At 76.2% G+C, this 17,414-nt stretch carries 20 protein-coding genes; 13 read left to right on the forward strand and 7 right to left on the reverse strand.

What is annotated here, in order from left to right:
- From H9657_RS18990 to rsmD, 4 genes are all read left to right on the forward strand, one after another.
- Positions 1-498: helicase-related protein (locus H9657_RS18990; protein ID WP_263598881.1), on the forward strand; the 498-nt coding region annotated here is incomplete at its 5' end.
- A gap of 47 nt (positions 499-545) precedes the next feature.
- Positions 546-1,232, forward strand: a complete 687-nt coding sequence (locus H9657_RS07195) for an ABC transporter ATP-binding protein (protein WP_191781868.1) — start codon at positions 546-548, stop codon at positions 1,230-1,232.
- Between the two features lie 11 nt (positions 1,233-1,243).
- Positions 1,244-2,890: a DUF6297 family protein gene (locus tag H9657_RS07200; protein ID WP_191782208.1), complete on the forward strand. Its 1,647-nt coding sequence runs from the start codon at positions 1,244-1,246 to the stop codon at positions 2,888-2,890.
- The gene (gene rsmD / locus H9657_RS07205) at positions 2,887-3,459 is read left to right on the forward strand and encodes a 16S rRNA (guanine(966)-N(2))-methyltransferase RsmD (protein ID WP_191781870.1); all 573 of its coding nucleotides are present in this window, start codon (positions 2,887-2,889) and stop codon (positions 3,457-3,459) included. Before H9657_RS07200 ends, rsmD begins: the two co-directional genes overlap by 4 nt.
- Positions 3,460-3,522: 63 nt before the next feature.
- Here rsmD and H9657_RS07210 read toward each other — a convergent pair whose 3' ends face one another.
- From H9657_RS07210 to H9657_RS07220, 3 genes are read right to left on the reverse strand one after another with little or no spacing between them, the layout of a single operon-like run.
- Positions 3,523-4,710: a PP2C family protein-serine/threonine phosphatase gene (locus H9657_RS07210; protein WP_191781872.1), complete on the reverse strand. Its 1,188-nt coding sequence runs from the start codon at positions 4,708-4,710 to the stop codon at positions 3,523-3,525.
- Between the two features lie 7 nt (positions 4,711-4,717).
- Positions 4,718-5,512, reverse strand: coding sequence for an alpha/beta fold hydrolase (locus H9657_RS07215; RefSeq protein ID WP_191781874.1), 795 nt, complete (start codon positions 5,510-5,512; stop codon positions 4,718-4,720).
- Between the two features lie 48 nt (positions 5,513-5,560).
- Positions 5,561-6,517 (reverse strand): GlxA family transcriptional regulator, encoded by a 957-nt coding sequence (locus H9657_RS07220; protein WP_191781876.1) that lies wholly within the window; start codon positions 6,515-6,517, stop codon positions 5,561-5,563.
- Positions 6,518-6,589: 72 nt separating this feature from the next.
- On the opposite strand from H9657_RS07220, the gene H9657_RS07225 reads away from it, so the two are divergent.
- The gene (locus tag H9657_RS07225; RefSeq protein ID WP_191781878.1) at positions 6,590-7,276 is read left to right on the forward strand and encodes an HD domain-containing protein; all 687 of its coding nucleotides are present in this window, start codon (positions 6,590-6,592) and stop codon (positions 7,274-7,276) included.
- Between the two features lie 71 nt (positions 7,277-7,347).
- Positions 7,348-8,298 carry a class A beta-lactamase gene (gene bla / locus H9657_RS07230; RefSeq protein WP_318241361.1) on the forward strand — a complete coding sequence of 317 codons (951 nt, stop codon included), beginning with the start codon at positions 7,348-7,350 and terminating at the stop codon, positions 8,296-8,298.
- A 25-nt stretch (positions 8,299-8,323) separates the two neighbouring features.
- Here the strand turns inward: bla and H9657_RS07235 are convergent, their stop codons facing one another.
- Together H9657_RS07235 and H9657_RS07240 are read right to left on the reverse strand one after the other, a co-directional pair.
- The gene (locus H9657_RS07235) at positions 8,324-9,553 is read right to left on the reverse strand and encodes a saccharopine dehydrogenase family protein (protein WP_191781882.1); all 1,230 of its coding nucleotides are present in this window, start codon (positions 9,551-9,553) and stop codon (positions 8,324-8,326) included.
- 4 nt (positions 9,554-9,557) lie between these two features.
- Complete coding sequence (locus H9657_RS07240; RefSeq protein WP_191781884.1) at positions 9,558-10,187, reverse strand: GNAT family N-acetyltransferase; 630 nt, start codon at positions 10,185-10,187, stop codon at positions 9,558-9,560.
- A 61-nt stretch (positions 10,188-10,248) separates the two neighbouring features.
- Between H9657_RS07240 and coaD the strand changes: the two genes are divergently transcribed.
- The 6 genes from coaD (at position 10,249) to mutM (ending at position 13,945) form a co-directional block, all read left to right on the forward strand.
- Positions 10,249-10,755, forward strand: a complete 507-nt coding sequence (gene coaD / locus H9657_RS07245) for a pantetheine-phosphate adenylyltransferase (RefSeq protein ID WP_191781885.1) — start codon at positions 10,249-10,251, stop codon at positions 10,753-10,755.
- Positions 10,752-11,252 carry a hypothetical protein gene (locus H9657_RS07250; RefSeq protein WP_191781887.1) on the forward strand — a complete coding sequence of 167 codons (501 nt, stop codon included), beginning with the start codon at positions 10,752-10,754 and terminating at the stop codon, positions 11,250-11,252. Before coaD ends, H9657_RS07250 begins: the two co-directional genes overlap by 4 nt.
- A gap of 254 nt (positions 11,253-11,506) precedes the next feature.
- Entirely contained in the window at positions 11,507-12,007 is a 501-nt protein-coding gene (locus H9657_RS07255; protein ID WP_225214852.1) for a YceD family protein, read from the forward strand.
- Positions 12,008-12,009: 2 nt separating this feature from the next.
- Positions 12,010-12,207, forward strand: a complete 198-nt coding sequence (gene rpmF / locus H9657_RS07260) for a 50S ribosomal protein L32 (protein WP_191781891.1) — start codon at positions 12,010-12,012, stop codon at positions 12,205-12,207.
- 46 nt (positions 12,208-12,253) lie between these two features.
- On the forward strand, positions 12,254-12,979 hold the full coding sequence (gene rnc, locus H9657_RS07265) for a ribonuclease III (RefSeq protein WP_191781893.1): 726 nt from the start codon (positions 12,254-12,256) through the stop codon (positions 12,977-12,979).
- Between the two features lie 3 nt (positions 12,980-12,982).
- A complete protein-coding gene (gene mutM / locus H9657_RS07270; protein ID WP_191781895.1) occupies positions 12,983-13,945 on the forward strand; it encodes a bifunctional DNA-formamidopyrimidine glycosylase/DNA-(apurinic or apyrimidinic site) lyase in 963 nt (320 codons plus the stop codon).
- A gap of 30 nt (positions 13,946-13,975) precedes the next feature.
- On the opposite strand, the gene H9657_RS07275 is transcribed toward mutM, so the two are convergent.
- Entirely contained in the window at positions 13,976-14,920 is a 945-nt protein-coding gene (locus H9657_RS07275; RefSeq protein WP_225214853.1) for a phosphoglycerate dehydrogenase, read from the reverse strand.
- Between the two features lie 85 nt (positions 14,921-15,005).
- Here H9657_RS07275 and H9657_RS07280 point away from each other — a divergent pair, with 85 nt between their 5' ends.
- A complete protein-coding gene (locus tag H9657_RS07280; RefSeq protein WP_191782170.1) occupies positions 15,006-15,632 on the forward strand; it encodes a response regulator in 627 nt (208 codons plus the stop codon).
- Between the two features lie 20 nt (positions 15,633-15,652).
- Here H9657_RS07280 and H9657_RS07285 read toward each other — a convergent pair whose 3' ends face one another.
- Positions 15,653-17,404 (reverse strand): sensor histidine kinase, encoded by a 1,752-nt coding sequence (locus tag H9657_RS07285; protein WP_225214891.1) that lies wholly within the window; start codon positions 17,402-17,404, stop codon positions 15,653-15,655.
- Positions 17,405-17,414: the final 10 nt, after the last annotated feature.

Genomic DNA, 17,414 nt, shown 5'->3' on the forward strand with positions numbered 1-17,414 from the left:
GCGGCCTGCGCGGGGGGCGAGGCGCCCGTGCTCGTGTCGACCACGGTCGTCGAGGTCGGCGTCGACGTGCCCGACGCGACCGTCATGGTCGTCCTCGACGCCGACCGCTTCGGCATCTCCCAGCTGCACCAGCTGCGGGGTCGGGTCGGACGTGGCACCCGGCCCGGGCTGTGCCTGCTGGTCAGCTCCGCGGCGCCGGGTACGGACGCGCACACGCGACTCGAGACGCTCGCGGCGACGACCGACGGCTTCGAGCTGGCCGCCCTCGACCTCGAGCTGCGGCACGAGGGCGACGTCCTGGGCGCCGCGCAGCACGGACGCGGCAGCTCGCTGCGGCTGCTGCGGGTCACGCGGGACGCCGACGTCATCGGGCGGGCACGGACCGACGCGCGCGCGCTCGTCGAGCAGGACCCCGACCTCGAGGCGTGGCCGGCCCTGCGAGCGGCGATCGAGGCGTCGCTGGCGGGCGAGCGCGAGGAGTTCCTCGACCGGGCCTGACCCCCGTGCGGCGCGGGGACCCGTGCCGCGCTGACTACCCTGACGGCATGGCTCCGGTGGTGCGCGTTCGAGATCTGCAGGTCGGCTACGGCGCGGCGCCCGTGTGCGCCCCGGTGTCCTTCACGATCGACGAGGGGCAGGCGCTCGCCCTGGTCGGCGCGAACGGGTCCGGGAAGTCGACGGTGCTCAAGACGGTCCTCGGCCTGCTGGAGCCGCTGGTCGGCAGCGTCGAGGTCCTCGGCCGCCCGGTCGACGAGCGCGAGACCTGGTTCCGGCGCGAGGTCTCCAGCGTGCTCGACGACGACGCCTACTTCCCGGCGCTGACCGTGTCGGAGCACCTGTACCTGACCGCCCGCGGCCACGGGGTCCTCGGTGCGCAGGACGAGGTCGAGGTGCTGCTCGAGGAGTTCGGGCTCGCCGACCACGCGCGGGCCACGCCCGTGTCGCTGTCCTCGGGTCAGCGGCGCCGGCTGCTGCTGGCCGCCGGGTTCGCCCGGCCGCGGTCGCTGCTGGTCCTCGACGAGCCCGAGCAGCGGCTCGACCAGCGGATGCGCGCGCGGCTCGCCGACCGCCTGCGCGCCGAGCGCGAGGCGGGCGGCGCCGTGCTCCTCGCGACGCACGACCCCGACCTCGTGGCCGCCGTCTGCACGCGCGCGGTGCACGTCGCCGACGACCGGTCGCGGGTCCTGTCGCCCGCCGAGGCCGCGGACCGGATCGCCCGGGTCGCGCTGTGACGGGCCCCGCCGTGAGTCCGGCGGGCCCGGCCGGGGCGCCGCACGACGCGGCCGGCGACGAGCTGCCCGACGACCCGCGGGTCGGGGACTTCGACCTGGGCGAGGTGCCGTCGGCCCGCTCGATCCGCCGGTTCACGGCGCAGGCCGCGCGCGCGAAGGCCGGCGCGAGCCTCGGGTCGCTGCTGACCGACGTCTACACGGCGGTCACCAGCGTCGTGATCTCCGTGCTGATCGTGCTCGGTGTGGTCCAGCAGCTCGGGAGCGCGCTGCCCGCGGCGCCGCCCGCCCGCGCGCCGGGCGGCCTGAGCCTGCCTGCGCTCGTCGCACTGGTGCTGCTCGCCGCGGCCGGCGCGCTCCTGTCGACCGCCGGTCGGCTCGGCCCGGTGGGGGCCGAGGGTGCCCAGGCGGCCTGGTGGCTGCCGCTGCCCGTCGACCGCCGCGGCCTGCTGCGTCCGTCGGCCCGGCGGGTGCCGCTCGTCGCGGCGCTCGCGGGCGCGTCCGTCGTGGTGGTCCTGGAGGCGGGACTGCTGGCCCGCACGGGAGCGGACCTGCTGCGCGCCGGGCTCCTCGGCGCGTGCCTCGCGGGCGTCGTCGTGCTCGTCGCGGCGCTCGCGCAGACGCGTGGCGTGCCGCGCCGGGGCATCGCGCTCGCGGGCGACGTCGTGCTGGTGGCCGCCCCCGTGCTGGCCGCCCTCGTGGTGCTCACGGGCCGGACCCCCACCGCGCTGCCGTCCCCCTCGTGGCTCGTCGTCGCGGGCGCCGCCGTGACCGCGGCCGTGCTCGCGACGGCGGTCGACCGCCGGCTGGGCGTGCTGCCCGGCAGGACCCTGCGCGAGGGCGGCTCGGTCGCTACCCAGGCCGTCGGGGCCGTGGTCTCCCTCGACTCGCGCGAGCTGGGACGGGCGCTGACGGGCGGCGTCGCACCCTCGCTGCGGCGACGCGTCTCGCGGCTGCGCACCGCGCGAGGTCCGGCGACGGCCCTGGTGACGGCGGACCTCGTCGTCCTGCGCCGCTCGCTGCGGCACGTGGTGCAGCTCGTCGTGGCCGCCGGGCTGCCCGTGCTGGCCACCGCCGTGCCGCAGCTCGCGAGCACGGTCGGCATCCTCGTCGCGGTGCTCGCGGGCGGGTGGATGGCGGCCAGCGCGAGCGCCGAGGGGGCCCGTTGGGCCGAGATGGCGCCGGTCCTGGACCGCCTGCTGCCGCTGGGCCACCGCACTGTGCGCCGGCTGCGGATGGTGGTGCCGGGCGTCGTGGCGGTCATCTGGTCGGTGGTGGCGTTCACGGCGGTCGGGAGCTGGGCGGGGGCGACGCAGGACTGGCTCATGCTCGGCGTCGTCGCGGCGCCGGTGTGGGCCGCCGCGGCCGTCCGGGCCGCCTACCGTCCGGCCCCGCGCTGGGACAAGCCGCTCGTCGCGACGCCGGCCGGTGCGCTGCCCACCGGGGTGCTGACGGTGATCGCGCGGGGGCCCGACCTGGTGGCGTTCTGCCTGCTTCCCCTGTGGATCGCCATCGGCCTGGGCACGGTCTCGACGCTCATGGTGACGGCGCAGGTGTGGCTGTCGGTGATCGCGGTGATGATCGCGTCGTCCACCGCGGAGAAGGGCTGGATGGAGCGCATGCTCGACGACCAGGAGCAGCGCAAGGGAGCCGGCGCGTGACCCGGATCGTCGCCGGCAGCGCGGGCGGGCGGACCCTCGCGGTCCCGCCGGCCGGCACGCGGCCCACGAGCGAGCGGGTGCGCGAGGCGCTGTTCTCCCGGCTCGAGCACCTCGACGCGGTCGACGGCGCCCGGGTGCTGGACCTGTACGCCGGGTCCGGTGCGCTCGGCCTGGAGGCCGTGAGCCGCGGCGCGGCGCACGTCGTGCTCGTGGACGCCGCACGCGGCGCCGTCGACGTGTGCCGTCGCAACGCCCGCTCGCTGGGGCTGGCCGAGCGCGTGGACGTCGTCGCCGACCGCGTCGACAGGTACCTCGCGCGCGTCGCCCCGGCCGACGGCGCCGCCGCCGCGACGTTCGACCTCGTGCTGCTCGACCCGCCCTACGACCTCGCCGACGACGCGCTCGCGGACGCGGTCGCGGCGGTCGCGCGCTGCACGGCCCCCGGCGCGGTGGTCGTGGTCGAGCGCTCGTCGCGTGCGACGGCGCCGCGGTGGCCGGCGCCGCTCGTCGCGCTGGCCGACCGCCGCTACGGCGAGACGCAGGTGTGGTTCGCGGAGCACCCCGCCTGAGGGCGCGACGCCGCGGTCACGTGGCGCCGGACCTGGTGGCGCCGGAACGCGCGTGGTGCCGGATCACTCGACGGCGACGGTCACGACGGCGATGTCGTCACGCGCGTCGCCCGACTGGTACGCCATGACGTCCCGGAGGATCGCGTCGGTCACGTCCGCCGCAGGGCCGCGGTGCTCGTCGACCACGGCCGTGAGGCGGTCGTCGCCGTAGAGCTCGCCGCGTCGTCGCCGCGCCTCGGTGACGCCGTCGGTGTACAGCACGAGCGCGTCGCCCGGGCGCAGGGGGACGTCCGTGTCGGTGAACGCCGGCTGCGGGAACACGCCCAGCAGGGGACCGTGCCGGCCGACGCTCGTGGCGGGGCGCCCGCGCCGCCGCAGGAGCGGCAGCGGATGGCCGCCGCACGCGACGGTCGCCTGCCACGCCCCGTCGGCGCGGCGCAGCCGCGCGACCACCGCGGTGCAGAAGCGACCGGTGTCGGCGCTGCGCAGGACCTCGTCGAGCGTGCGCAGGACGTCCCTCGGGGCGTCGTGGTCGACGGACGCCGCCCGCACGGTGTACCGGGCGAGCGCGGTCACGGCCGCCGCGTCGGCACCCTTGCCCTGGACGTCGCCCAGCACCACGACCCAGTCGTCCGTCGACACCTGGAAGACGTCGTAGAAGTCGCCTCCGACGTGCCGGCCGTCGCCCGCGGGCCGGTACGCGGCCGCGACGTCGAGCCCCGGGACGTGCGGCGGGGTCGGCGGGATGAGCGTCTGCTGGAGCGTCTGCGCCAGCTGGAGCGCCCGCGCCTCGGACTCCTCGGCGCGGCGCTTGGCAGCCAGCACCTCCAGCTCGTAGCGCCGCCGCTCGGTGGCGTCGAACACGGCCGTCCGGACGACGAGGGGCACGCCGTCGGCGTCGTGGTCGAGCACCGAGTTGACGAGCACGGGCAGCCGCCGCCCGTCGGAGCAGACGATCTCGAGCGCGATCTCGCGCGCCGAGCCCTGCAGGCGCAGCGTCGGTGCGTAGTGCGTCTCGTGGTAGATCCGCCCGCCGACGGGCAGCAGATCGACGAACCGGCGTCGCCCCACGAGGTCCTCGCGGCGGTAGCCCGTCCAGGTGAGGAACGTCTCGTTCACGCGCACGACGAGCCCGTCGGGCGTCGTCGAGAGGTACCCGCACGGCGCGCGGTCGTACAGCAGCGCGGGGTCGTCCTGCCGCAGAGCCTCGCGGAAGGCGGCGTCGGAGGCGTCGCTCGGGGGGCTCGTCACGGTGCCCTCAGCGCACGAACTCGGCGATCGCGGCCGTCGTCGCCGCCGGTGCGCTCAGCTGGGGGCAGTGGCCGGTCGCGTCGAGCAGGACGAGCCGGGCGCCGGGGACGGCGTCGCGCACGTACTGCCCGACCGCCACGGGCGCGATGACGTCGTCGGTGCACTGCAGCACGAGCGTCGGGACCGTGACGCGCGGCAGGTCGGCGCGGTTGTCCGACAGGAACGTGACGTGCGCGAACCGGCGCGCGATGTCGGGGTCGGTGCGGCAGAAGCTCGCGGTCAGCTCGGCACCGAGCTCGGGGCGGTCAGGGTTGCCCATGATGAGGGGCGCCATCACGCTCGACCAGCCGAGGTAGTTGCTGTCGAGCGAGTCGAGCAGCTCGGTGATGTCCGCCTCGGTGAAGCCGCCGGTGTAGCCGTGGTCGTCGGTGTACCGGGGCGAGGGGCCGACGAGGACGAGCTTGTCGAAGTGCTCGGGCTCGGCGACCGCCGCCAGGACCCCGATCATCGCCGAGACCGAGTGCCCCACGAGCACGACGTCGTGCAGGTCGAGCTCGCGCAGGATCTCCAGGACGTCGTCGGCGTAGCCCTGCAGCGTGCCGTGGCGCACGGGGTCGTACGCCGACAGGTCGGACGCGCCGGCGCCGACGTGGTCGAAGGTCACGACCGTGAACGCGTCCTCGAACGCCGGGGCGACGTGACGCCACATGTTCTGGTCGCACCCGAACCCGTGGACGAACACGATCGGCTGCGCACCGGGAGCACCCGAGACCCGGACGTGGTGGCGGTCGAGCACGGTCACCCGACGAGGCTAACCGGCCCAGGTCGGGGCCGCAGAGCCGCCCGGCCGTCAGCGCGCCCGGGCCCCGAACGAGCGCCGGTACCCGGTCGGTGTCGTGCCCAGCAGCCGGCGCGTGTGCAGGCGCAGGTTGTCGCCCGTGCCCAGCCCGGTCCGTCGGGCGACCTCCTCGACGCCCATCGTCGCGTCGGTCTCGAGCAGCTCCCGGGCCCGGTGGACGCGCTGCTCGGTGAGCCAGTTCAGGGGCGAGGTGCCGGTCTCGGCGCGCCAGCGCCGCGCGAGCGTGCGGGTCGAGACCAGCGCGCGGCGCGCCAGGTCGTCGAGCGTGAGCGGCTCGGCCAGGTGGTCGAGCGCCCACGCCCGGGTGTCGGCCAGCGAGCCGTTGCCGATCTCGGGGACGGGCGTGGCGACGTACTGGGCCTGACCGCCCTCGCGGTGGGCGGCCACGACGAGGCGCCGCGCGACCGCGCGCGCCGTCCGGGCGCCGTGGTCGCGCCGGACGACGTGCAGGCACAGGTCGATGCCTGCCGCCATCCCCGCCGAGGTCAGGATGTCGCCGTCGTCGACGAACAGGACGTCCGGCACCACCGTGACCTGAGGGTGGGCTGCCGCGAGGTCGTCGGTGTGCTCCCAGTGGGTGGTCGCGGGGCGGCCGTCGAGCAGCCCGGCAGCGGCGAGCGCGAACGCGCCCGTGCAGATCGAGACCAGGCGCGCGCCGCGGCCGTGGGCGGCGCGGAGCAGGTCGAGCGCCGCAGCCGGGGGTGTCCCCGGGGCCGGCGAGAAGCCGGGCACGACGACGGTGCCCGCGTCGCGGAGCGCCTCGGGTCCGGCGTGCGGCGTCACGGTGAGGCCGGAGCTCGTCGTGACCGGTGCGCCGTCCGCCGTGACGAGCTGCACCGCGTACGGCGCGCCGGTCCCGGAGAAGACCTCGAGGGGGATGGCCATGTCGAAGGCGACCACGCCGGGCAGGGCGAGCACCGCCACCGGGTGGACCTGCTCACGCGGCATGTGGCGTGATCCTACGGAACCCTGGCGATCAGGACGGTGGGCGAGTGCGCCCGGCCCCGGGACGATCGGGTCATGACGACGCGCGCGCCGCTCCTGCCGGCCCTGCAGGACGAGCTCCTCGACGCCGGGGGCCTCGTCCTGCCGCCCGGCGGTGTGCCGCGAGCGGCCCTGGCACTGGCTCGGCACCTCGAGCCGGACTACCTCCTGCACCACAGCGTGCGCAGCTGGGTGCTCGCGCGCGTCGCCGCCGCCGCGCGGGGTTGGCACGTGCGGGCCGACTTCGACGACGAGGTCCTCTTCGTCGCGTGCGTCCTGCACGACACCGGGCTGCACGTGCCGTCCCGCGGCGACCGGCGCTTCGAGGTCGAGGGCGCCGACCTCGCGCGGTCCTTCGCGATCGACCAGGGCCTGCCGCAGCGCGCGGCGGACACCGTGTGGGACGCGGTCGCGCTGCACACGTCGGTCGGCATCGCCGAGCACAAGCAGCCCGAGGTCGCGCTCGCCCGCGCGGGCATCGCCATGGACTTCGGCGCCGGTGCCGAGGTCGTGCCCGGCGAGCTCGCGTCGGTCCTCGTGACGCAGCTGCCACGCCTGGACCTCTCGCGCCGGATCGTCGATGCCATCGTCGCGCACGCCGGCGACAGCGAGGTGCGCGCACCCGCCGCCAGCCTGCCGGGTCTGCTCGTGCGTGAGCGTCGCGAGCCGCCGCACGTCACGACGATGGAGCGTGCGGCGGCCGCCGGTCGGTGGGGCGCCTGAGGTGCGCCCGGGGCCGCCGCCCCGTGGCCCGGAGCTGGTCGGAGCGCGTCGGATGTCGCAGGATGTTCGTCGTGCCACGAACGCCGAGCCCGTGCCGCGCCCTCGTCGTGGGCCTGTTCCTCGCCCTCGTGGTCACCGGCTGCGGCGCTTCCCCCCAGGTCGCCCCCACCATCACCGGCACCGCGAGCAGCCCCGGCAGCACGCCGGCGGCCGCCGCGCCGACGACCACCCCGTCCCCGTCCCCGCTGCCGCTCGACGAGCTCGAGGCCCGTTACGACGCCCGCGTGGGCGTCCACGCCGTCGACACCGGCACCGGCGCCGCGGTTGTGTGGCGCGACGACGAGCGCTTCGCGTACGCCTCGACGATCAAGGCGCTCGCGGCCGGCGCGCTGCTGGACCTCGTCGGCGTCGACGGCCTCGGCCGGCAGGTACCGGTGGAGGCGGACGACCTCGTCGTGTTCTCGCCCGTTACCGAGACGCGGGTGGGCGGGACCATGACGCTCGCCGAGGTCGCCGAGGCGGCCGTCACACGCAGCGACAACACGGCCGCGAACCTGCTGCTGGAGGCGCTCGGGGGACCGGCCGCGCTCGACGCCGCGCTCGCGGCGCTGGGCGACGACGTCACGGTCGTCTCGCGCACGGAGCCCGACCTCAACGAGGCGGCGCGCGGTGACGAACGGGACACCACGACGCCGCGTGCGCTGGCCGAGGACCTGCGCGCCTACGCCCTCGGCGACATGCTCGACGACGACGAGCGGGCCGTCCTCACCGCGTGGCTGACCGGGACGCGCACGGGGGACGCGCTCGTGCGCGCGCGGCTGCCCGCCGACTGGGTCGTGGGCGACAAGTCCGGGACCGCCGGGTACGGCACGCGCAACGACGTGGCGGTCGTCTGGCCGCCGGGCGGCGCGCCGATCGTCGTCGCGGTCATGTCCGACCGCGCGGACCGGGACGCCGAGCACGACGACGCCCTGGTCGCCGAGGCGGCGGCGGCTGCCGTCGCCGCGCTGGGCCGGGGCTGAGCCGGCCCGCCGCGGGACGGCCCGGTCAGCGCTCGGCCGCCTCGTAGGTGTGCCCCGCGGCCCGGAGGCGCTCGACGAGCACGTCGCCGACGCCGGTCGTCGGCGTGAGGGACCCGGCGCGGTCCGGGAGGCGGTGACCGTCCAGCGCGAGGGCGAGCGCCGCCTCGCCGAGCATGACGGCGGTCGCGGCGTAGCCGGGGTCGCCCTGACCGGCCGCGAGCGCGCGGTAGCGCCGGCCCGTCGTGGTGACCGCGTGGACGTCCATCCGGAACCAGCCGTCGCGGCGCGTGGCGGCGTCCGGGCCGGTGCCCGGGGCCGGCAGCACACGGTCGAGGAGGGTGCGTGCGGGCGGGACCGTGAGCGCCGCCAGGGCCAGCGGCAGGCCGACGGTCAGCCCGACGGCGGCCGCGGCCCCGCGCAGGCCCCGGCCGGTCGCCGCGACCTCCTCGTATCGCAGGTCCCGCCCGTACGCCCAGCCCTGCAGCGCGTTCGACCGCCGCACCACGCGCGTGTTGAACGACCCCATGGGTGACGTGGCGACCCAGCGACCGTCGACGGTCCGTCCGGGCGCCGGCGTGTCGCGCGGCTGCGTCGTGGCGGGCTCGGCGGCACGGTCCGGGCTCAGCGCGTACGGGTCGGCCAGCAGCCGGCGGACGGACGCGTCGCGCACCGCGAGCTCGGCGATGCCGCGCACGGACGCGACCGTCCCCCCGCTCACGCCCCCGCGGGCGCTCGCGACCAGGCGGACGTGCCCGAGGGTGCCGGCGTCGTCGGCCGCGACACGGCGGTGCAGCGCCAGCACGGCCAGGTCCGACGGGACGGCGTCGTACCCGCACGCGTGGACCAGGCGCGCGCCCGTCGCGCGGGCGACCTCGCCGTGCGCGTCCGTGGCGCGTCGGACGAACGGGACCTCGCCGGTGAGGTCGGCGTAGTGCGTCCCCGCGCGGGCGCACGCCTCGACGACCGGCAGCCCCGACCTCAGGTACGGCCCGACGGTGGTGACGACCACCTGCGTCGCGGCGGCCAGGGCGCGCAGGGAGGCGTCGTCGTCCACGTCCGCGACGACGAGGGGCCAGCCCTGCGCACCGGCGGGGAGCCGGGCGCGCACGCGGGCGAGCCTGTCGCGGGACCGGCCGGCCAGCGCGATGCGGGTCCCCGCGGGCGCGGCCCGCGCGAGGTGCTCGGCGACGAGCGTCCCGACGAACCCGGTCGCGCCCAGGACCACGACGTCGTGCTCGCGTGCGCTGCCGGCCATCCGGTCAGGCTGGCGGTGCGGGCGGCGCGGTGCAACCGGGGCCGTGCAGGACCGTGAGCCCGGGTCCGTCGACGCCGAGGGTCCGCGTCCCCGCGCGCGCGAACCCGTGCCGCTCGTAGAACGGGACGTTGCGCGGGTCGGTCGTCGCGAGCCACGGCGTCCCCGCCTCGCCCCGCAGGGCGTCGAGCCCGTGCCGGAGCAGCCGGCCCCCGAACCCGCGCGACTGGTGCTCCGGGTGCACGGCGAGGTAGTTGAGGTAGGCGCCCGGCTCAGCGGGGGCGAGCGCGCCGGTACCGCCGAGGGCCTCGAGCACCTGCGCGGCTCGCGTCGCACCGACGAGCGCGCGCAGCACTCCCGCCGGTGACGGCAGGGTCGTGGCGCCGGTCCCCACGTCCGTGCCCGGTGGACGCCACGCGGCGACCGCGACCACGTGCTCGTCGACGACCAGCACGTCGAGGCGTCCCGTCGCCAGGTACCGCTCGAGCGACGGCCCCAGCCAGGCGGCGCACGCGTCCGCCCGGGTCGACGCGTCCGGCAGCACCCAGCGCATGAGCGGGTTCTCGTCGTAGGCGAGCGCGCAGACCGTGCGCAGGGACGGGACGTCCGCGGACGTCGCCGGACGGATCGTCGTCACAGCGCGACCCTAGCGAGCCGCTGCCGGGTCCGTCAGGGGGTCGTGACGTAGGTTGGCGTCCGTGAGCACCGCCGTCTGCCCCGGGTCGTTCGACCCGATCACGCTCGGTCACGTGGACGTCGTCCGGCGTGCGTCGTCGATGTTCGACGAGGTCGTGGTGGCCGTGGCGCACAACGCGTCGAAGCGGTCGCTGCTGCCCCCTGACGAACGCGTACGGCTCGCGGTCGACGCCCTGGGCGGGATGCCGGGCGTGCGGGTCGTGGCGACCGACGGTCTGCTGGTGGACCTGGTGCGCGACGTGGGGGCGCGTGCGGTCGTCAAGGGCCTGCGCAGCGGGGCGGACCTCGACGCGGAGCTCGCGATGGCACTCATGAACCGCCACCTCTCCGGGGTGGAGACCGTGTTCGTCCTGGGAGACCCGGGGCGCGCGCACATCGCGTCGTCCCTGGTGAAGGACGTGGCACGGCACGGCGGACCGATCGACGACATGGTGACGCCCGCGGTGGCGGCGGCAGTGCGACGTGCACTGGCACCGGCCACGGGCGTCGGGGGAGAGGACGGACGATGACGGAGCACGTGGACGACGGCGAGGAGCGCACGGAGGGCGTCGGGGGTGTGCTCGACGCGCTCGAGGACGCGGTGACGCAGGCGCGCGCGATGCCCATGTCGTCGTCGGTCCTGGTCAACCGCGCGGAGCTCCTCGAGCTCGTGGACCAGGTGCGGGCGGCGCTGCCGTCGCAGCTGCACCAGGCGGACGAGGTGCTCGCCGACGCGGACGCCGCGCGCGCCGCGGCGCAGGCCGAGGCCGACGCGGTGCTCGCGCGTGCCCGGACCCGTGCGGCCGAGCTCGTCGAGCAGGAGAGCGTCGTCACGGAGGCGCGGTCGCGCGCGGCGGAGATCGTCGCGCAGGCGCAGGCCACGGCGGAGTCCCTGCGGCGCGACGCCGACGACTACTGCGACCGTCGTCTGGCCGACTTCGAGATCGACCTGGGCAAGATCCTGGCGCAGGTGCAGGCCGGCCGCGCGAAGCTCGCGGGCCGGCTGCTGCCCGGCGACGGTGCGTAGCCCGGTCGTCCGTCGCGGCCTCGTCGTGCCACGCAGCCCGCTCGGTTTGGGACCGCGGCCGATGGTGCCGTAGAGTTTCCGGTTGGTCCTGCCGGTCTGGCGTGGGCCGAGTCGTCATTGCCGCAACGAGGCACCGCGCGCCCTGCGCACGGTGCCACCTGGAACGAGGGGACCGGACCGTGCGCCCATCCCACCTCGATCCCCGTTCGCCGTTCGTGCTCGAGACGCACGAGCTCGGCCGACGTCCGGGATCGATGCGGAAGGTGCAGCGGACGGTCGCGGCACCCGACGAGCTCGGCAGCGGCATGATCGGCATCCCTGCCGGGAACGACCTCGAGCTGGATCTCCGGCTCGAGGCGGTCATGGAAGGGGTTCTGGTCACCGGCTCGATCCGCGGCGAAGCCGTCGGGGAGTGCGTCAGGTGCCTGGAGCGGGTGGTCGAGCCTGTCGACGTCCCGCTGCAGGAGCTGTACGTGTACCCCGAGCGTGCCGACGTCGCGGAGGCGAACGGTGACGACGACGAGGACCTGCGCGAGCTGGAGGGCGACCTGGTCGACCTCGAGCCCGCGTTGCGTGACGCGGTCGTGCCCGCGCTGCCCTTCCGGCCCCTGTGCCGGACGGACTGCCCGGGACTGTGCTCGGAGTGCGGGGCGCGGCTCGCCGACGACCCGGACCATGCGCATGAGACGATCGACCCCCGGTGGGCCGCCCTCGGCGGCCTGCAGGGCACTGACGACGAGAAGAGAGAGAGCTGACCGTGGCGGTTCCGAAGCGCAAGATGTCGCGCAGCAACACCCGTGCGCGTCGGTCGCAGTGGAAGACCACTGCCACGACGCTCACCAGCTGCCCCCAGTGCAAGTCGCAGACGCGGCCGCACATCGCGTGCCCGACGTGCGGCGCGTACAACGGCCGTCGCTACGTCGAGGCCGTGCGCAGCGAGCACGAGGCCGTCTGACCCTCACGGGCCCGATGACCGGCACAGCCGTCGACACCGACGTCGCGTGAGCGCGGCAGCGCAGTCGCTCCTCGAGAAGCTCGGGGTCCACCTGGACCCCGAGCTTCTCGTGCTGGCGCTGACGCACCGCTCGTTCGCCCACGAGGCCGGCGGCATCCCCACCAACGAGCGCCTCGAGTTCCTCGGTGACACCGTCCTGGGGCTCGTGGTGACCGAGCACCTCTACCGGACGCACCCCGCGAACTCCGAGGGCGACCTCGCCAAGATGCGCGCCGCGACCGTGTCGCAGCGCGCGCTCGCGCAGGTCGCCCGGACGCTGGACCTCGGCAGCTACGTGCTGCTCGGCAAGGGTGAGCTCGCCACCGGCGGCAAGGACAAGGACTCGATCCTGTCCGACACGCTCGAGGCGATCTTCGGTGCGGTGTACCTCTCGCACGGTCTCGAGCCCGCACGGGTCCTCGTCGACCGGCTCGTCCGGCCGACCCTCACCGCTGCCGCGGACCTCGGCGCGGGGCTCGACTGGAAGACCTCGCTGCAGGAGCTGTCCGCCGCGCTCGGGCTCGGTGCGCCGTACTACGAGGTGACCGGCGAGGGGCCCGACCACGCCCGCACGTTCACCGCCCACGCCGTCGTCGGCGGCGAGGTGCGCGGCTCCGGCACCGGCCCGGCCAAGAAGGTCGCCGAGCAGGAGGCCGCGTCGGCCGCCTGGGCGGCCCTCAACGCGCTGCGCGAGGCCACGGGGGACGAGGTCCCCGCGACCGACCCGGCCTGACGGGTGCCCGAGCTTCCCGAGGTCGAGACCGTCCGCGACGGGCTCGCACGCCACGTCCTGGGCCGCACGGTCACCGACGTGCAGGTGCGCCGCGACTACTCGGTGCGACGGCACGAGGCCGGCCCGGTCGACTTCGCGGCGCGGCTCGTCGGCCGGCGCCTGGAGGCCGCGGTCCGTCGAGGCAAGTTCCTGTGGCTCGTGCTGGACGACGGCCCGGGCCGGGGGGACGACGCCCTGATGGCGCACCTCGGGATGAGCGGTCAGCTGCTCGTGCGCGGTCCCGCCGCCGGGGCGGCCGGGACGGCGGCCGACCCCGTCGCCGCACCAGGGCCCGCGGGCTGGGTCGAGCACCCTCACCTGCGCGTGCGCCTCGCCCTCGACGACGGCTCGGCGCTCGACTTCGTCGACCAGCGGACGTTCGGCCACCTGTCGGTGCCCGACCTGGTCCCCACCGCCGACGGTGCGGCGGGCGGGCACGGGTCACCGCGTCCCGTCCTGCCGGCCCCGGTCGCGCACATCGCCCGGGACCTGCTGGACCCCGCGCTGGACCGGACGGCGCTCGTCGCGGCGGTCCGCGCGCGGCGCACGGAGGTCAAGCGCGCCCTGCTCGACCAGACGCTCGTGTCCGGCGTCGGCAACATCTACGCCGACGAAGCCCTGTGGCGTGCGCGCCTGCACGGCACGCGGCCCACGGCCGCGCTGCGTGCCACGGACGTCGAGCGCGTGCTCGACGCGGCCGCCTCGGTCATGACCGAGGCGCTCGCGCAGGGCGGGACGAGCTTCGACGCCCTGTACGTCAACGTCAACGGGGCGTCGGGCTACTTCGACCGGTCGCTGGCCGTCTACGGGCAGGAGGGCCGGCCGTGCCCCCGGTGCGGGACGCCCGTGCGGCGCGACGCGTTCGCCAACCGCTCGTCGTACACGTGCCCGCGCTGCCAGCCGCGCCCCCGGCCCCGCCGCCGCTGACCTCACGGACGTCGGCGGCGGGACGGGCCCTCAGCGCCGGACCACGTTGCGCAGGGGCGTGCCCGCGACGAACCGCGCGAGGTTGTCGGCGACGAGGTCCTGCCAGCCGACCGGGCGGCCCCCGGCGGCGTGCGGGCTGACCAGGACGTGCGGCTCGTCCCACAGCGGCGAGGTGGCCGGCAGCGGCTCGGTCGCGAACACGTCGAGCGCGGCACCCGCGACGCGCCCCGCGCGGACCGCGTCCAGCAGCGCGTCCTCGTCGAGCGTGGAGCCCCGGCCGGCGTTGACGACCCAGGCGCGGCTCGGGAGGAGGTCCAGCACGTCCCGGCCGATGGCGTGCCGGGTGGCCGGGAGCGCCGGCAGGAGGCCCACCAGCACATCCGTGCGCGGCAGGGCCTCGGTCAGGTCCGCGGGGGTCACCACGGGGAACCCGTACCGGTCGCCGGCGGTCGTGGCGACGCCCGTGACGTGCGCCCCCAGGCCGGCCAGCAGCGGTGCCAGGCGCGCCGCGATCGACCCGAACCCCCACACGGTGACGTGGGCGTCGAGGAGCGTGCGCACGGCGTCGGGGGAGTGCAGCGGCTGCAGACCGCCCAGGTCGTCGGCCCACCGGTGCTCCGCCTGGGCGCGGACCATGGACGGCACGGACCGCACGCACGCGAGCACGAGCGCCAGCACGTGCTCGGCGACGGTCGCGTCGTGCAGGCCGCGCCCGTTGGTCACGACCACGTCCGGTGCGAACCCGGCCGCGAGCACGGCGTCCGGCCCGGCCGCGAGCGTCTGCACCCAGCGCACGCGCGGCGCCGCTGCGGCGAGCTCGGCGAGGCGGTCGGCGGGGTTGCCCCACACGACGATCGCGTCGGCGTGCGCAGCCTGCGGCGGAGGTGGTCCCGCCACGTCGTAGGGGACGCACTCGACGCCCCGGGGGGCGCTCGGCGCGCCGTCGACCGTCGTCGGCAGCAGGATCAGGCTCATGGGTCGATACGATGCCATCGTGTCAACCACGAGCCAGTCGACGCCGCCGCCCGCCTCGGGCGGTCGGCCCGGCCCCATCTCCGTCATGATCGTCGACGACCACGAGGTCGTCCGGCGTGGCATCGCCGAGGTCGTCGAACGGACCGACGGGATGACCGTCGTCGCGGAGGCCGGTTCGGTCGCCGACGGTGTCCGTCGTGCCACGCTCGTGCGGCCCCAGGTCATGCTCGTCGACCTGCAGCTGCCGGACGGCACGGGCATCGACCTGCTCCAGGCGGTGCGCGAGACGCTGCCCAGCGCGCGCGCGATCGTCCTGACGTCGTTCGACGACGACGACGCGCTGGCCGCCGCGCTCGACGCCGGCGCGTCCGCCTACCTCCTCAAGAGCGTGCGCGGCGCCGAGATCACCGACGTCATCCGTGCCGTCGCCGCCGGGCGCACGCTGCTGGACGACCGGACGGTGGCCCGCCGCCGCGCCGGTCACGAGGACCCCACCGAGTCGTTGACGCCCAGCGAGCTGCGCGTCCTCGACCTCATCGGCGAGGGCATGTCGAACCGCGAGATCGCCGAGCGGCTCGGTGTCGCGGAGAAGACCGTGAAGAACCACATCACGTCGCTGCTGGCGAAGATGGGCCTGCAGCGCCGGACGCAGGTCGCGGCGTGGGTCGCGTCGCGCAAGAACTCCGGGTGGCGGGCCGAGCCCGGGCACTGAGCTCCTGGCGGTGACGCCGCTCAGCCGAGCGGCGCCCGCCACGTCAGGAGCGTGCCCGTGCCGCGCGGGGACGTCCCCAGGGTGAACGTGCCGCCGTGCTGGCGCGCGCGCGACGCGAGGTTGCTGGTGCCCGAGCTGCGCTCGCGCAGGGCCGGCAGGCCGACCCCGTCGTCCTCGACCTCGACCTCGACGTCGCCGGTGGGCCCCGAGCCGCGCACGACGACGCGCACGCTCACGGACGACGCGTGCGCGTGGCGCGCGGCGTTCGCGAGGCCCTCGCGCACGACCGCCACGACGTCGTCGGTCAGCTCCTGCTCGAGCCGCTCGTCGATCCGGTCCTCGGCCTCGCCGTCGCCGGGCGTGAGCCCCTCGCCGTCGAGGGAGAGCACGAGCGACGGGGCGAACCCGAGCCCGGTGCGCGCGAGCGACGTCTCGCGGCGCAGCCGCTCGACCAGGCCCGTCGCGGCGTCGGGGTCGCGCAGCGCGTAGACGATCTGGCGGATCTGCCGCACGGAGCTGTCGACGTTGTCGAGCGCGTCCTCGACGATGCTCATGAGCTCCTGCGGGTCGACGCCCCTGGCGGCACGTCGCCGCACGGTCTCCAGCTGCATGCCGGTGGCGAACAGCTGCTGGATCGCGAGGTCGTGCAGGTCGCGCGCGATCCGCTCGCGCTCGTCGAGCAGCGCCGCGACGTCCTGCGCGTGCCGGGCCTCGGCCAGGACGTACGCGAGCGCCGCCTGCGCCGCGAACGACTCCGCCGTCGCGAGGTCGCTGTCGTCGAACGGCGTGCCGCCGATGCGGCGCAGCAGCACCAGCACGCCCACGCCGCGGCCGGACGAGTGCAGCGGGGCGAACATCGCCGGCCCGAAGGCGCGCATCTCCTCGAGCTTGACGGTGCGTGACGCCGAGAGCGACGGCGTCAGCAGCCCGCGCCCCTCCTCGAGCACGGTCCACGCGCGGCCGCCGCGCGGCATGACCAGGCCCGTGAGCTCGGCCGCGCGGTAGCCGTCCGCGAGCTCGATGAAGAGCTCCCCGCCCATGCCCGGCAGGGCGAGCGCCGCGGTGTCGGCCCCGGCGACCTCGCGCGCCGTGCGGGCGACGTGCTCGAGGGCGGACTCCTCGTCGACGCCCTCGAGGAGCATCGTCGTGATGTCCTGCCCGGCACGCAGCCAGTGCTCGCGCCGCTCGGACTCCGCGTACAGCTGGGCGTTGGAGACCGCCACGCCCGCCGCCGCGGCGAGCGCGACGACCATGTGCTCGTCGCGCTGGGTGAACCCGCCGCCCCCGTCCTTCTCGGAGAGGTACAGCTGGCCGAACACGTGCTCGCCCACCTTGACCGACGTGCCGAGGAAGGACCCCATCGGCGGGTGGTGCGCGGGCCAGCCCTGGAAGGCGGGGTGCTGCGTGAGGTCGTCGAGGCGCAGGACGCCGTCGACGGGGATCTGCCCGAGCACGCCCTGCGCGTGCGGGGGGTGGCGCATGGCGCGGGCGACGGCCGTCGGGACGCCCGTGTAGACGAACGTCGTGGACGTCCCGGTGTCGTCGAGGACGTTGATGGCGGCGAACCGGGCGCACGTGAGCTCGGCGGTGACCTGCACGAACCGGTCCAGCACGGCCGGGAGCTCGAGCTGCCCCGCGACGGCGAGCATCGCGCTGAGCAGGTCGGTCAGCGCGTCCCCCGTCAGGGGTGTGGGCTCCGGCGGTGCGTCGAGGATCACCCCGTGCTCGAAGGGCGCCCCGGCGACGGGCAGCCGGCCGGCGACCTGGCGCATCTCGCCCCGG

The organism is Cellulomonas avistercoris (assembly GCF_014836445.1).
GTDB classification, from domain to species: domain Bacteria; phylum Actinomycetota; class Actinomycetes; order Actinomycetales; family Cellulomonadaceae; genus Cellulomonas; species Cellulomonas avistercoris.

What these genes read in the sequence shown, in the direction of transcription:
- H9657_RS07275 (WP_225214853.1), bottom strand. Translation starts at nt 14,920, where the DNA reads ATGAGCCTGATCCTGCTGCCGACGACGGTCGACGGCGCGCCGAGCGCC.
- H9657_RS07220 (WP_191781876.1), bottom strand. Translation starts at nt 6,517, where the DNA reads ATGCCGCGTGAGCAGGTCCACCCGGTGGCGGTGCTCGCCCTGCCCGGC.
- H9657_RS07235 (WP_191781882.1), bottom strand. Translation starts at nt 9,553, where the DNA reads ATGGCCGGCAGCGCACGCGAGCACGACGTCGTGGTCCTGGGCGCGACC.
- H9657_RS07255 (WP_225214852.1), top strand. Translation starts at nt 11,507, where the DNA reads ATGCGGAAGGTGCAGCGGACGGTCGCGGCACCCGACGAGCTCGGCAGC.
- H9657_RS07280 (WP_191782170.1), top strand. Translation starts at nt 15,006, where the DNA reads ATGATCGTCGACGACCACGAGGTCGTCCGGCGTGGCATCGCCGAGGTC.
- H9657_RS07225 (WP_191781878.1), top strand. Translation starts at nt 6,590, where the DNA reads ATGACGACGCGCGCGCCGCTCCTGCCGGCCCTGCAGGACGAGCTCCTC.
- H9657_RS07250 (WP_191781887.1), top strand. Translation starts at nt 10,752, where the DNA reads ATGACGGAGCACGTGGACGACGGCGAGGAGCGCACGGAGGGCGTCGGG.
- H9657_RS07195 (WP_191781868.1), top strand. Translation starts at nt 546, where the DNA reads ATGGCTCCGGTGGTGCGCGTTCGAGATCTGCAGGTCGGCTACGGCGCG.
- H9657_RS07285 (WP_225214891.1), bottom strand. Translation starts at nt 17,404, where the DNA reads ATGCGCCAGGTCGCCGGCCGGCTGCCCGTCGCCGGGGCGCCCTTCGAG.